Origin of the sequence: Pseudomonas sp. 2995-3, assembly GCF_002742565.1 — a bacterium.
In the GTDB taxonomy this organism is placed as follows: domain Bacteria; phylum Pseudomonadota; class Gammaproteobacteria; order Pseudomonadales; family Pseudomonadaceae; genus Aquipseudomonas; species Aquipseudomonas edaphica.
Genome location: NZ_LJSB01000230.1, coordinates 43,932 through 57,720, shown reverse-complemented (window position 1 = coordinate 57,720; position 13,789 = coordinate 43,932). Strand labels below are relative to the sequence as shown.

Sequence of the window (13,789 nt, the reverse complement as noted above, 5' to 3'; positions counted from 1 at the left end):
AGGGGCGGTAGTCTAACACCGCCCCTTGGGTCGTTTTACAGCGCGGCAGCCAGACGCGAACCCTGGTTGATGGCGCGCTTGGCATCCAGTTCGGCCGCCACATCGGCGCCGCCGATCAGGTGCACATTCTGGCCGGCCGCGACCAGCCCATCCTGCAGTTCGCGCAGTGGGTCTTGCCCGGCGCAGATGACGATATTGTCCACCGCCAGTACCTGCGGCTCGCCCTCGGCGCCGATGCGGATATGCAGGCCATCGTCATCAATCTTCAGGTACTCAACGCTGTTGAGCATCTGCACCTGCTTGTTCTTCAAGCCTGTGCGATGGATCCAGCCGGTGGTTTTGCCCAGGCCGTCGCCGACCTTGGAGGTCTTGCGTTGCAGCAGGAACACTTCACGTGCCGGTGCGTGGGGTTGCGGCTTGATGCCGGCCACACCGCCACGGGCTTGCAGTTGGGTGTCGATGCCCCACTCTTTCCAGAACGCCTCGCGGTCCAGGCTGGTGGACACGCCCTCGTGCACGAGGAACTCGCAGACGTCGAAGCCGATGCCGCCGGCGCCGATCACCGCCACGCGCTTGCCCACCGGCTTGCGCTCCAGAATCACATCCAGGTAGCTCAGCACCTTGGCGTTGTCGACGCCCGGAATCGCCGGCGTGCGCGGCGCAATGCCGGTGGCCAGGATGATCTCGTCGTAATCGCCCGCCGCCAGTTGCGCCACATCCACGCGGGTGTTGAGGCACAGCTCGACGTGGGTGGTCTGCAATTTGCGCTTGAAGTAGCGCAGGGTTTCGAAGAACTCTTCTTTGCCCGGCACGCGCTTGGCGATATTGAACTGGCCGCCGATCTCGCTGGCCGAATCGAACAGGGTCACCTGGTGGCCGCGCTCAGCCGCCACGGTGGCCGCCGCCAGCCCCGCAGGCCCGGCACCGACCACCGCAATTTTCTTGATCTGCTTGACCGGCAGGTAGTTCAGCTCGGTCTCGTAGCAGGCACGCGGGTTGACCAGGCAGGTGGTCAGCTTGCCGCCAAAGGTGTGATCCAGGCAGGCCTGGTTGCAGCCGATGCAGGTGTTGATTTCATCCGCGCGGCCGGCAGCGGCCTTGTTGACGAACTCCGGGTCGGCCAGGAACGGGCGCGCCATCGAGACCATGTCCGCATCGCCTTCAGCCAGAATCTGCTCGGCTATTTCCGGGGTGTTGATGCGGTTGGTGGTGATCAACGGAATCTGCACCGCGCCACGCAGCTTGGCGGTGACCTTGCTGAACGCACCACGCGGCACCTTGGTGGCGATGGTGGGGATACGCGCTTCGTGCCAGCCGATACCGGTGTTGATAATGCTCGCACCGGCGCCTTCGATGGCCTTGGCCAGTTGCACGATCTCTTCCCAGGTGCTGCCGCCTTCCACCAGGTCGAGCATCGACAGGCGGAAGATAATGATGAAGTTCGGACCTACTGCTTCGCGTACCCGGCGCACGATGTCCACGGCCAGGCGCATGCGGTTTTCGTAGCTGCCACCCCAACGGTCGGTGCGATGGTTGGTGTGGGCGGCGAGGAACTGGTTAATGAAGTAGCCTTCGGACCCCATGATTTCCACGCCGTCGTACTCGGCCACCTGGGCCAGCAGCGAGCAGGTGACGAAATCCTGGATCTGCTTCTCGATGCCCTCCTCGTCCAGCTCCTTGGGCTTGAACGGGTTGATCGGCGCCTGGATCGCGCTCGGCGCCACCTGCTTGGGGCTGTAGGCATAACGACCGGCGTGGAGGATCTGCATGCAGATCTTGCCGCCCGCTGCGTGCACGGCCTGGGTCACAATCTTGTGCTTTTGCGCTTCTTCGTCGGTGGTCAGTTTGGCGGCACCGGCATATACGCCGCCTTCATCGTTCGGGCCGATGCCGCCGGTGACCATCAGGCCAACGCCGCCACGGGCGCGCTCGGCAAAATAGGCGGCCATACGTTCGAAGCCGCCGGGCTTTTCTTCCAGGCCGGTGTGCATCGAGCCCATCAGGGTGCGGTTGCGCAAGGTGGTAAAACCCAGGTCCAACGGGGCCAGCAGGTGCGGGTAGGCAGCAGCGGTCATGGTACAGCTCCACAACGGATCATCACGGGACGTGGCAGGCTCGAACGGCTTGCCATCGGTTTATGTCCCACAGACTAAGAGGCGATGGACGACCGCTCAATGACCGTAACTGACAAGTTATTGATCCAAATGCACAGTGCCCCTTGGCAAGCCGGTGCATCAGCCCTACCCTAGTCGGCGAACCCTGCACACGGTCTGTTGTCTGTTGCCCCATGCGTAAACTTCTAGCGTTAACCGTCTCCATGGCCCTGGTTGCCGCCATCGCCGCGTATCTGGTCTGGACCCAGGAGCGCCCCGTGGCGCATTACCTGTCGGACCTGCGTATCACCCTGGCCGTCAATGAAGGCGAGCCCGCCGACCGTGGCAACCTGCTGGGCATCCAACCCGAGCTGTTCCCTGCTGATTACCAGAGCCTGGAACGCTTGCACCTGAAACTCTCGGCCTACCTGCAAAAGGCCCGCGACCAAGGTTTGATCAACGCCAAGACCGTCGTCGTGCTGCCGGAACATATCGGCACCTGGCTGATGCTCAGCGGCGAAAAGAATGAGCTGTACCAGGCCACTCACCTCAAGGACGCCATGAATTGGCTGTCCGCCAGCAACCCGTTGCAGTTTGCCCGCGCCTGGATCAGCGCCAAAGGCGATAACCGCATGGACGACGCCTACCTGCGTATGAAGGCACCGGCCATGGCACGCGACTATCAAGTGCTGTTCGGCGGCCTGGCCAAAGAATTCGGCGTGACCCTGGTGGCCGGCTCCATCGCGCTGCCCAACCCCAGTGTCAGCCAGGGCCAACTGCACATTGGCCATGGCGCGCTGTACAACGCCAGCGTGGTGTTTGCGGCCGATGGCCTGCCCATCGGCGAGCCACAGCGCCAGCTTTACCCGATTTACGATGAGCGCGGGTTTATCGCCCCGGGTGACGAAAATATCGTCAGCGTGGTCGACACCCCGGCCGGGCGCCTGGGCATCCTGATCGGCAGCGACAGCTGGTACCCGGACAATTACCGCAAGCTCAACGAGCAAGGTGCGCAACTGGTGGCCGTGCCGGCCTTCGTCACCGGCCGCGACACCTGGGACCGCCCATGGCGCGGCTTTAAAAGCGTGTCCACGCCGCCGGAAATCAGCCTCAAGCCCGAAGAACTCAGCGAAGGCGAAGCCTGGCGCCGCCTCACCCTGATCAGCCAGCAGCCCATCAGCCAGGCCAGCGCCGGCATGAGTGTGTTCCTGCGTGGGCAGTTCTGGGACTTGGGCACCGCCGGGCACAGCTTCCTCAGCAACGACGGGCACGTCACGGCGGGCAACGACGCCCGTGGCGCGCGCCTGCTGAATATCTGGCTGTAACGCCGTGAAGCCGGTGCGCCTTGGGGACTTGTCGGTGGGCTTTGTTCAGTCCTTGGCCGACGCCGTCCACAGCCACGGCCTGGACCCTCAGCCGCTGCTGCTGCAATACGGCCTGGACCCGGCGCGCCTTGCCGAAGCCGGGGCGCGCCTGTCGATCCCGCGCTATATGCGCCTGGGCCACGCCGCCATCCAACTGACCGGCGACCCCGGCCTGGGCTTGCGCATGGGTCAATTGAGCCGTCTGAGCCAGGCGGGATTGGCCGGCGTCACCGCCGCACAGGCGCCGAACGTACGCGAAGCGGCGCGCGCACTGACGCGGTTTGAAGCGCTGTACGGCTCCAACTATCGTGGCCAGTCGAGCTTTCATGAGGACGCCGAAGGCGCTTGGCTGCGCTTCTATTCCATCAGCCCATACAACGCCTACAACCGCTTTGTGGTGGACTCGATCATCGCCGGCTGGCTGCAGCAATTGTCGAGCCTGGCCCAACAACCGGTGCAGGCCCAGCGCATCGACATCGAGTTTGAAGCCCCTGAGTACAGCGACCAGTACCGCGTGCTGGGTGACAGCCCCGTGCATTTCGGTGCCGAGGCCAACCAACTGCGCCTCAACCAGCCAACCCTGAGTCTGCGTAACCCGCAGCATTGCCCCAGCACCTGGCAGCTGTTGTTGAAGTTATGTGAACAGGAGTTGGAGCAACTCACCCGCACCCGCAGCCTGCGCGAGCGCATTACAAGGTTGCTCGGGCCGATGCTCAATGGCGGCCGGGAACCCGACCTGGAAGAAGTGGCGGCACGCCTGAAGCTGCCAACCTGGACACTGCGGCGCAAACTGGCCGACGAAGGCACGCAGTTTCGCGCAATTCTCAACGATACCCGCCGCGATCTGGCCATGACCTACATTCGCGACACGGAACTGGCGTTCGGCGAGATCGCCTACTTGCTCGGTTTTGCCTCAGCCCAAGCCTTTCAGCGGGCCTTCAGGCGGTGGAACAACCAGACCCCAGGGGAATTTCGCCGCAGTCAGCGGCATTCCGCCTGAAGTCGGTGTTACAGCTCGGTGGCGTCATCGGCCGGATCCAGCGGATCCAGTTCAAACGCGTGGTACTCCAGCAGTTCTTCCTGGTATTCGTCCATGGCGGACTCCTTCTTGGTTAAAAGCGCTTGCAGATAAATGACCTGCAAGCCCAGCCTAAAGTGCCGTGATGACGAAAAAATGTCGGCGCCATGACGTTCCTGCACTTCAAGATAAAACGTAGCAGGGTTGGATCGATTTAGCGTCGGAATCTTGAGGTGCTATTGCAATCATTGCATTTGCAATCAATAACAGATTTCCATTAGGGTACGAGACTTCGTAGCAAGGAGCCTCGACCATGCCTGTCTCTACCGCCCAAGCCGCGCAGCGCTGTATCGATGCGCTGAGCAGTGCCGCCCCGCCGCCCGGCTCGCCGCTGTACACGGTCATGAACATGGCCAATACCCTGGAATTCAGCCGACAGGCCTGGGTGATTCGTGGCCAGTCACGCAGCCGCCGTGTGGGCAACTGGCCCAGTTGGTTTGCGCGCAATACCGGCGGAAAACCCATGCTGTACCTGCACCGTGCAGCATCGTCGGCGCAGTTATGTGGGCTGTCGCAGGCCGCCACGCAGCGCGGCATCCTCTGCAACGACGTCGAGAACCAGCCCTCTGCCTGGCCCAGGGGCGCGCAACCGTCGCTGCCGTTGTGGCTGGCGACCAACCCGCACTGCACGCCGTATGACCCGGCGTCCGGCGAAGAAGCCCGGGCGATTGTGCTGGCCGGGATTCGCGCGCTGTATGTCGACGGCAAGCCGGGGTTTTATTACCTCGCGCTGCATGATCAACAGCGCACAGCGAGGCTGGATAAGCAGGATCGTGAAAACGCGCTCAAGGGCATGTACCCGCTCCAGCGTACTCACACTGGGGAGGTGCGCTTGCTGGGTGCGGGCCGAGCGCTCGAGGACGTGACCCACGCGGCGCAATTGCTTGAACAGGATTGGGGCGTGACGGCGCAGGTATGGAGCTGCCCAAGCTACACGCGGCTGGCCCGTGAGGCAGCGGCGGCCGAGCGCTGGAATCGCCTGCACCCGATGGCTGCCCGGCAAAGCTGCCATCTGCATGAGTGCCTGGCCGGGAGCAGCGCGCCGGTGATTGCCGTGACCGGCTATCCGCAGGTGATTGTCGATCAGTTGGCGGCGTATGTGCAGGCGCGGTTTGTCGGGTTGGGTGCGGGGTCGGTGCAGGTTTCTGCGCCCAGTCGGTATTGGATTGTGGTGTGTGCGCTGCGGGCGTTGGCCGATGAAGGCCGTATTGGTGTCGAGCAGGTCGAAACGGCGATGCGTCGGTATCCACTGTGATGCATGGGCACGCGGTCAAACATGTGGGAGCTGGCTTGCCTGCGATGCAGTCACCTCAAGGTGTCAGGTACACCGCGGTGAGGCTATCGCAGCGGTGCGACGATTCGACAAGCCAGCTCCCACACAAGCTCGCATTGCACCTCAGGCCTTGCGTCGACTGCGGGTTTGCACGCCCGCCTCCACCGCCAACCCCGCAGTGCGCTCCAAGGTATCGGCAAACAGCTGGCGCTGCTCAGGCTCGATTTGCGACAGGAACAGCTCATCCACCGTGCTTTCGTAGATTTTCCACATCTTTTTACGCAACACCCAGCCGGCCTCGGTGATCGAGGCAAACGCTGCGCGGCCATCGCCGTCGGAGCGTGAACGCACTACCAGGCCGTCCTTTTCCAGGCGGTCTACCAGGCGTGTGAGGTTGTAGCGCTCAATCGCCAGCACATCGGCCAATTCGTGCATGCGCCGTGTGCCGTCGGGGCCGCTTTCCAGGCCCCATAACGCGTCATACCAGGCATAGGGCGGCAGGTCTGCTGCAGCCAGGCGGCGTTCGATTTCTCGGATGACCGTCCTGTGGGCCCTGACAAAACGGAACCATACATCTGGCTCTTTCGACGACATGCAACACCATCCGGGGAATTTCAAGAAGGTTGCAATAGTAGCTCATCCCGCGCTAGATTCAGTCATGTAGTTGCAATTGCAATTACATTTTCGCAACTCCCACAAGGAGCCCGCTGCTTGAAATCCGCCTACCCTGGAGCCTCACATGACCCCCAATAACGCAGTAAGACTGGACGACGATCCACAGGAAACCCGCGAGTGGCTGGAGTCCATCGAATCGGTGCTGTCCACCGAAGGCCGCCCGCGTGCCCACTACCTGATTGATCAGTTGCTGGATTTCGACGTTGCACGCCATGGTGACTTCTACGGGCGGGTGACCACGCCTTACGTCAACACCATCGCGGTTGACCGCCAATTGCCCTACCCCGGCAACCTGGCCATCGAGCGGCGCACCAATGCGTTTATTCGCTGGAATGCCATGGCGATGGTGCTGCGTGCGGGTAAACACTCGGGTGTTGGTGGGCATATTGCGACCTACGCGTCGGCCGCCGTCCTGTACGACGTAGGCTTTGACCACTTCTTCCGTGGCCGAACCGATACCTTCGACGGCGACCTGGTGTACATCCAGGGCCACTCCTCCCCGGGCATTTACGGCCGCGCCTACCTCGAAGGCCGCATCAGCGAAGCGCAGCTGGACAACTTCCGCCGCGAGGCCGGTGGCGAGGGCTTGTCCTCTTACCCGCACCCACGGCTGATGCCGGACTTCTGGCAGTTCCCGACAGTATCGATGGGCCTGGGCCCGATTACCGCCGCCTACCAGGCGCGCTTTATGCGCTACCTGGAGTTCCGTGACCTCAAGCAACACCAAGGCCGCAAGGTGTGGGCGTTTCTGGGCGACGGCGAAATGGACCAGCCGGAATCCCTGGCGGCCATCTCCCTGGCCGGCCGCGAGAAGCTCGACAACCTGATCTTTGTAGTCAACTGCAACCTGCAGCGCCTGGATGGCCCGGTGCGTGGCAATGCCAAGGTGATCCAGGAGTTCGAAAGCCTGTACCGCGCCGCCGGCTGGAATGTGATCAAGGTGATCTGGGGCGGCGGCTGGGATGCGCTGCTGGAAAAGGACCAGAGCGGCCTGTTGCGACAACGCATGATGGAGTGCGTGGACGGCGACTACCAGAACTACAAATCCCAGAACGGCGCCTATGTGCGTGAACATTTCTTCGGCAAATACCCGCAATTACTGGCGCTGGTTGCCGACATGTCCGACGACGATATCTGGAAACTCTCACGCGGTGGCCACGACCCGGACAAGGTCTACAATGCCTACGCCGCTGCCGTGCGCCACAAGGGCCAACCGACGGTGATCCTGGCCAAAACCGTCAAGGGCTTTGGCATGGGCGAAGCGGGCGAAGGCCAGAACATCAATCACCAGTTGAAGAAGATGGGCGCTGATGCAGTAAAAGCCTTTCGCGACCGCTTCGGCCTGGAAGTGGCCGATGACCAGCTCGACGAAATCCCTTACCTCAAGCCCGCCGCCGACAGCGAAGAAGCCCGCTACTTCGCTGCCCGTCGCCAGGCGTTGGGCGGCTATGTGCCAGCACGACACACTGCAGTCGAGGCCTTGCAGATTCCCGAACTGAGCGCCTTTGCCACCCAACTCAAAGACACCGGCGAGCGTGCCATCTCCACCACCATGGCGTTTGTGCGCATCCTCGGCACGCTGTTGAAAGACCCGCACCTGGGCAAGCTGATCGTACCCATCGTGCCGGACGAGTCGCGTACCTTCGGCATGGAGAGCCTGTTCCGCCAGATCGGCATTCATTCCGCCGTCGGCCAGCTCTACACCCCACAAGACGCCGGGCAATTGAGCTACTACAAAGAGAGCAAAGACGGACAGATCATGCAGGAAGGCCTGAATGAATCCGGGGCTATTTCTTCGTGGATTGCGGCGAGTACGTCCTACAGCAATCACGGCTTGATGACCGTGCCGTTCTACATTTTCTATTCGATGTTCGGTTTCCAGCGCGTCGGCGACCTGGCCTGGGCCGCCGGCGATGCCCGCGCTCGCGGCTTTCTGCTGGGCGCCACGGCCGGCCGCACCACGCTGATGGGCGAAGGCTTGCAGCATGACGACGGCCACAGCCACATCCTGGCGTCGGTGATCCCCTGCTGCGTCGCCTATGACCCGACTTTTGCCTACGAGCTGGCGGTGATCATTCGCGAAGGCATGCGGCGCATGTACGTCGAACAAGAGGACATTTACTACTACATCACCCTGCTCAACGAGAACTACCCGCACCCGGCCATGCCCGAAGGCGTGGAGGACGGGATTCTCAAAGGCTTGTATCCACTGAGCACGTCCCCCCAGGCGCAGGTGCAATTGATGGGCAGCGGCTCGATCCTGCGCGAAGTAATTGGCGCAGCGCAACTGCTCGACAAGGACTTTGGCGTAGCCAGTAATGTCTGGAGCGCCACCAGCCTGACCGAATTGCGCCGCGACGGGCACGCGGTGGAGCGCTGGAACCTGTTGCATCCGCAGGACGAACCGCGTGCGAGCTACGTGGAAACCAGCCTGGCCGGACACAGCGGGCCGGTGGTGGTGGCGACGGACTATATGAAGTTATTCGCCGACCAGATCCGCCCGTTTGTACACGGCCGCCGTTTTGTGGCGCTGGGCACCGATGGCTTTGGGCAATCGGACACCCGCGAAACCCTGCGCGAGTTCTTTGAGGTGGACCGCCACTTCATCGTGCTGGCGGCGCTGAAGGCGCTGGCCGATGACGGCGTGATCGGGCGTGACAAGGTGAGCGAGGCCATCAGCCGCTACGGGATAAACATCGACAAGACGAACCCCGTAGCCGTCTGAGTTACCGCCCAGGCGTTGGCAGCGGTGGAATCGCCTCTGTCGGCGCCGGCAGGTTCGGGTTGGTCGGCGATGGGGCTGGTTCCGCAGCCGGTGCAGGTGTTGGCGCAGTGGTCGGCGCCGGCTCGGCCTGTGGCGCAATCGGTGCCGCCTCTGGCGGCGGTGCCAGCGGTTCCGACACGGCGGGCGCTACCGGAGCGTCCTTGGGCGCGTCTATCTTATCGGCAGGCGCTACCTTATCGGCAGGCGCAGGCTTATCGGCATGCGCAGCCGCTTTCGGCTCCGGCATGCCCAGCTCAGCCTTGGGCTTCTCTGGAATATGCTCGGCCGCCTTCACGTCCTGGGGCAGGAACACATCCACCAGCGAGAAGTAGCGATCGTAAAACTTCGGTGCCGTCACTGTCTCGCTGGCCACCTTGACCATCGAATCATCGGTTGAGCCGATCGGCATCGACACCGACCCCAACACACCCACGCCGAGACTGGCGGAGTTGTTGACCTTCTTCAGCGCGTAGCGGTCCTGCAAGGCGTTGGCGAACATGGTTGAGTGCTTGGCGCCTTTGCCATCATCGGCACATACCACGTTGAAGCTGATTTGCAGATGGGTTTCGCCGGTTTGCTGGAAACTCTTGTTACCCACCACCAGCTTGGGGTCGCTGCTGGTGATGATGTAACCCTGGCTCAACAGCGCACGTCGCGCCGCTTCACAGGCCGCCACATCGCTGACCGGGTAATCACGGGAGAACGTACCGGAGTCGTCGAAATTCTCATGTTCATAAATAGCGGTCTTGGGTGACGAGCAGCCCGCAGCGCCCGCCAGCACCAGCGCCAACCCGAGGCTACGCAAGTGAAATGATGTCGACATCGAAAATCCTGAGGAAAACAGTCAGGGCGCTATTGTGCAACAGAACGCAGGGTTGGCGCGCACATTCCTGTCGGTAAAACGTCACAGCGTTATTACACCGCCTGCGCAGGGAAAAGCCCGGCAGACATATGGTCGATAAACACCCGCAGCTTGGCCGAGGCAAAGCGACTCGAGGGCCACAGCATCCAGAAACTGCCACGGTGGACCAGGTGCTCATCCAGCACCCGTTGCAGACGCCCCTGGCGCACCGCCTCCTTGACCATGAAGTCCGGCAGGCAGGCGATGCCCAAACCTTCGTGCACCACATAGTTGAGGGACTCGATGGTGGTGCTGATCAGCGGCGCACGTAACACCGGCTCCGCCACGCCGGGCACATGGCGCAGTGGCCAGGGTTCCAGCTTGCCGGTGGCGCAGAATTTGTGGCGCAGGCAGGCATGGTCGCTCAAGTCCTGCGGGTGTTGCGGGGTGCCGTATTGCGCCAGGTAGCCTGGCGAGGCCACCAACACCAGTTGGTAATGCCCCAGATGACGTGCCATCAGCCGCGAATCTTCCGGCTTGCCGGTACGAATCACCGCATCAAAACCTTCCTCGATCACGTCCACCATGCGGTCAGAAAAATCCACATCCAGCTCGATGTCCGGGTAGGCGCGCATAAAGTCGCTGAGCACCGGCATCAACAGGCCACGCACCTGCGGCAAGCTGATGCGCAGCGTGCCTCGGGGCGTGGCGCCGGCCTCAGTCAGCTCCTGCTCGGCCGCCTCCACCTCGGCCAGAATCCGCCGCGAGCGCTCGAGGAACAACGCGCCTTCGCCGGTCAGGGTGACGCTGCGTGTGCTGCGATGAAACAGCCGCACGCCCAGGCGTTCTTCCATGCGCGCGATGCTTTTGCCCACCGCCGAAGATGACACCCCCAAAACGCGGCCAGCTGCGGTGAAGCTGCGGGTTTCCGCAACCTGCACGAATACCGAAAGGCCGCTCAGACTGTCCATTGCCCTACCCTTTTTGATTGCGGACGTTGACGTCCGATAAGTTCGGAACCTTAGCCTGTTTTTCCGCAACCCGCAGCCCCCTACTCTGCCTCCTGACCTTTTGCATGGAGACGCAACATGAGCGACTGCCCTTCGATTACCGGCCCGGCCGCCACGGCCGTAAAGGACGCACTGCCTCTCGCCGGCTTACTGGCGTTGGCGTGCGCAGGGTTTATCACGATTCTCACCGAGGCCATGCCGGCCGGGCTGCTGCCTCAGATGGGCGAAGGGCTGCAGGTTTCACAGGCGTTAGTCGGCCAACTGGTGACCCTGTATGCCCTTGGCTCGTTACTCGCGGCCATCCCCCTCACCCTACTGACCCGAGGCTGGCGGCGGCGCCCCTTGCTGCTGATTGCCATCGGCGGCTTTGCCTTGGTCAACAGCGTGACGGCACTGTCCACCCATTACGGGCTGACCCTGGCCGCGCGCTTTTTTGCCGGGGTGTTCGCCGGGTTGCTTTGGGCACTGCTGGCCGGGTACGCCAGCCGAATGGTGGCCCCGCACCTGCAAGGCCGGGCGATTGCGGTCGCCATGCTCGGCGCACCGCTGGCCTTGTCACTGGGTGTACCTGCCGGCACGTTCCTCGGCGCTGCGGTGGGCTGGCGCCTGAGCTTTGCAATCATGACCGGGCTGACGCTGTTGCTGTTGGTGTGGGCGCGCTGGCAACTGCCGGACTTCGCCGGCCAGCCGGAACAAAAGCGCCTGGGCTTGCGCCAGGTGCTGAGCCTGCAAGGCATTCGTCCAGTGTTGTGGGTGACCTTTACCTACGTGCTGGCGCACAACATTCTCTACACCTACATCGCGCCGTTACTGGTGCCTGCCGGAATAGTCGCCGACATCGACCGGATACTGCTGGTATTCGGCTTGGCGGCCCTGTTGAGTATCTGGCTGACGGGCATGCTGATTGATCAACACTTGCGTCGCCTGCTGATCATCAGTTGCGTGATGTTCGCTGTATCGGCCCTGGCACTGGGCGTGTGGATGACTTCCACCCGTGCGGTGTATGCCAGCGTGGCGCTGTGGGGCCTGGCCTTTGGTGGCCTGCCGGCGCTGTTGCAAACGGCACTGGCCAAGTCTGCCGGCGACTCGGCTGACGCAGCGCAGTCAATGCTGGTGACGGTGTGGAACCTGGGAATTGCCGGCGGCGGGCTAGCAGGCGGTATGTTGCTACAAACATCGGGGGTGGCGTTGTTCCCGTGGGCGGTTGCCGGGTTGGTGCTTTTGGCATTGGCCGCGACACGGCGCATCGCGAGGACAAGCGCTTGATATACGGTTAATCTTGAAACACCCTGAAACTTATTCGGAATTCACCTGGGTGATCAAACCGTTCATTTCACTGCGCCGCCGCTTTACCTCGCTGCGTTGGCGCACCCGGATCACCCTGTGGGCCGGCGCCACCATCGCCGGGCTGATGGTGGTGATGTTTGCGCGCCTGGCTGACGTGGCGCTCACTCAGTTCGCCGAGCAATCCAGCGCCCATCCGTGGCTGCCCTTCCTCTACACACCGCTGGTGGGCATGCTGGTGGTGTGGCTGACCACACGTTTTTTTGCCGGAGCCCAAGGCAGTGGCATTCCCCAGGTCATCGCCGCTACTCGCCTGGCCAACAAAGGACAGGACGTCAGCAAGCTGGTGTCATTGCGCATCGCATTGGCCAAGATAGGCCTCGGAACACTGGCGTTGACCGGCGGTTTCTCTGCCGGGCGCGAAGGGCCGTCCGTGCAAGTGGCGGCATCGATCATGCATTTCTTTCATCGCTACCTGCCCAATGCACGCATCATCCGCAGCGAAGACTTGATCCTGGCCGGCGGCGCCGCCGGTATCGCCGCCGCGTTCAATACGCCGCTGGCCGGCGTCGCCTTCGCAGTAGAAGAATTGGGGCGCAAGCTAGAAACCCGCACCAGCGGGGTATTGCTCAGCACCATTATTTTGTCGGGGATGGTCGCCATCGCCCTGCAGGGCAATTACAACTATTTTGGCCACCTGGACGTTGAAGGGATCAAGCTCGACATCATTGTTCCGGTATTGGCGGCAGGCATCGGCTGTGGCGTGCTCGGCGGGCTGTTCAGTCGCATGCTGCTGTGGCCCCAGCGCTACCACAGGTTTGTGGTCTGGGAATGGCGGCGCGCCCACCCGGTTTGGTTCGCCGGGGCGTGTGGGCTGGTGGTCGCAATCCTGGGCTGGCTCAGCGGCGGGATGTCCTTCGGCAGCGGCTACGGGATTACTTCGCAGATCATTGCCGCCGATGTCGGCCTGCCGTGGCATGCGCCTGTCACGCGTTTTCTGGCGACGGTCGTGACGTATTTTTCCGGAATTCCGGGCGGCATTTTTGCCCCGTCGCTGGCCGTCGGCGCGGCCGTGGGCGCCAACGCAGCCGAGTTTTTCGCGCTGGCAGCGCAACCGATCATTGCGCTGTGCATGGTGGGCTTCCTGGCTGCCGTGACGCAATCGCCGATCACCTCGGCGATCATCGTAATGGAGATGATCGACAGCCACGGGATGGTGATCAGCCTGATGGCGGTGGCGCTGATTGCCAAAGCCGTCAGTTCGCGGATGGGGCCGGAGTTGTACCAGCAATTGGCGCGCGGGTTTCTGCACCCACCGACAAAAAGCCCTTAACCCTGACAACATTGTTTACAACTTATTCATCAACTTCCTATCATCACCCTGGGTGCGTGACTGCATAGGGCACA

Annotated in this window: 11 protein-coding genes; 6 read left to right on the top strand and 5 right to left on the bottom strand. The window is 62.4% G+C overall.

Translation table 11 applies throughout. From position 1 onward, the window contains the following. Positions 1 to 35: 35 nt before the first annotated feature. A complete protein-coding gene (locus AOA62_RS24400; protein WP_099550029.1) occupies positions 36 to 2,075 on the bottom strand; it encodes an NADPH-dependent 2,4-dienoyl-CoA reductase in 2,040 nt (679 codons plus the stop codon). A gap of 212 nt (positions 2,076 to 2,287) precedes the next feature. Between AOA62_RS24400 and AOA62_RS24395 the strand changes: the two genes are divergently transcribed. Together AOA62_RS24395 and AOA62_RS24390 are read left to right on the top strand one after the other, a co-directional pair. Next, the gene (locus AOA62_RS24395) at positions 2,288 to 3,418 is read left to right on the top strand and encodes a carbon-nitrogen hydrolase family protein (RefSeq protein ID WP_099550028.1); all 1,131 of its coding nucleotides are present in this window, start codon (positions 2,288 to 2,290) and stop codon (positions 3,416 to 3,418) included. 4 nt (positions 3,419 to 3,422) lie between these two features. Beyond that, positions 3,423 to 4,457, top strand: a complete 1,035-nt coding sequence (locus AOA62_RS24390) for an AraC family transcriptional regulator (protein ID WP_099550027.1) — start codon at positions 3,423 to 3,425, stop codon at positions 4,455 to 4,457. An 8-nt stretch (positions 4,458 to 4,465) separates the two neighbouring features. Here AOA62_RS24390 and AOA62_RS32545 read toward each other — a convergent pair whose 3' ends face one another. Continuing rightward, positions 4,466 to 4,600 (bottom strand): hypothetical protein, encoded by a 135-nt coding sequence (locus tag AOA62_RS32545; protein WP_017136475.1) that lies wholly within the window; start codon positions 4,598 to 4,600, stop codon positions 4,466 to 4,468. A gap of 188 nt (positions 4,601 to 4,788) precedes the next feature. On the opposite strand from AOA62_RS32545, the gene AOA62_RS24385 reads away from it, so the two are divergent. Next, positions 4,789 to 5,790, top strand: a complete 1,002-nt coding sequence (locus AOA62_RS24385) for a pyruvate dehydrogenase (RefSeq protein ID WP_099550026.1) — start codon at positions 4,789 to 4,791, stop codon at positions 5,788 to 5,790. Between the two features lie 141 nt (positions 5,791 to 5,931). Here the strand turns inward: AOA62_RS24385 and AOA62_RS24380 are convergent, their stop codons facing one another. Continuing rightward, a complete protein-coding gene (locus AOA62_RS24380; RefSeq protein WP_099550025.1) occupies positions 5,932 to 6,402 on the bottom strand; it encodes a MarR family winged helix-turn-helix transcriptional regulator in 471 nt (156 codons plus the stop codon). A gap of 145 nt (positions 6,403 to 6,547) precedes the next feature. On the opposite strand from AOA62_RS24380, the gene aceE reads away from it, so the two are divergent. Beyond that, positions 6,548 to 9,208 (top strand): pyruvate dehydrogenase (acetyl-transferring), homodimeric type, encoded by a 2,661-nt coding sequence (gene aceE, locus AOA62_RS24375; protein WP_099550024.1) that lies wholly within the window; start codon positions 6,548 to 6,550, stop codon positions 9,206 to 9,208. Between the two features lies 1 nt (position 9,209). Here the strand turns inward: aceE and AOA62_RS24370 are convergent, their stop codons facing one another. Then, positions 9,210 to 10,070: a DUF2242 domain-containing protein gene (locus tag AOA62_RS24370; RefSeq protein ID WP_099550023.1), complete on the bottom strand. Its 861-nt coding sequence runs from the start codon at positions 10,068 to 10,070 to the stop codon at positions 9,210 to 9,212. Between the two features lie 92 nt (positions 10,071 to 10,162). After that, a complete protein-coding gene (locus tag AOA62_RS24365) occupies positions 10,163 to 11,059 on the bottom strand; it encodes a LysR family transcriptional regulator (protein WP_099550022.1) in 897 nt (298 codons plus the stop codon). A gap of 117 nt (positions 11,060 to 11,176) precedes the next feature. Here AOA62_RS24365 and AOA62_RS24360 point away from each other — a divergent pair, with 117 nt between their 5' ends. After that, positions 11,177 to 12,364 carry an MFS transporter gene (locus tag AOA62_RS24360; protein ID WP_099550021.1) on the top strand — a complete coding sequence of 396 codons (1,188 nt, stop codon included), beginning with the start codon at positions 11,177 to 11,179 and terminating at the stop codon, positions 12,362 to 12,364. A gap of 49 nt (positions 12,365 to 12,413) precedes the next feature. Continuing rightward, a complete protein-coding gene (locus tag AOA62_RS24355) occupies positions 12,414 to 13,715 on the top strand; it encodes a chloride channel protein (protein ID WP_026013645.1) in 1,302 nt (433 codons plus the stop codon). The last annotated feature ends 74 nt before the right edge of the window (positions 13,716 to 13,789 follow it).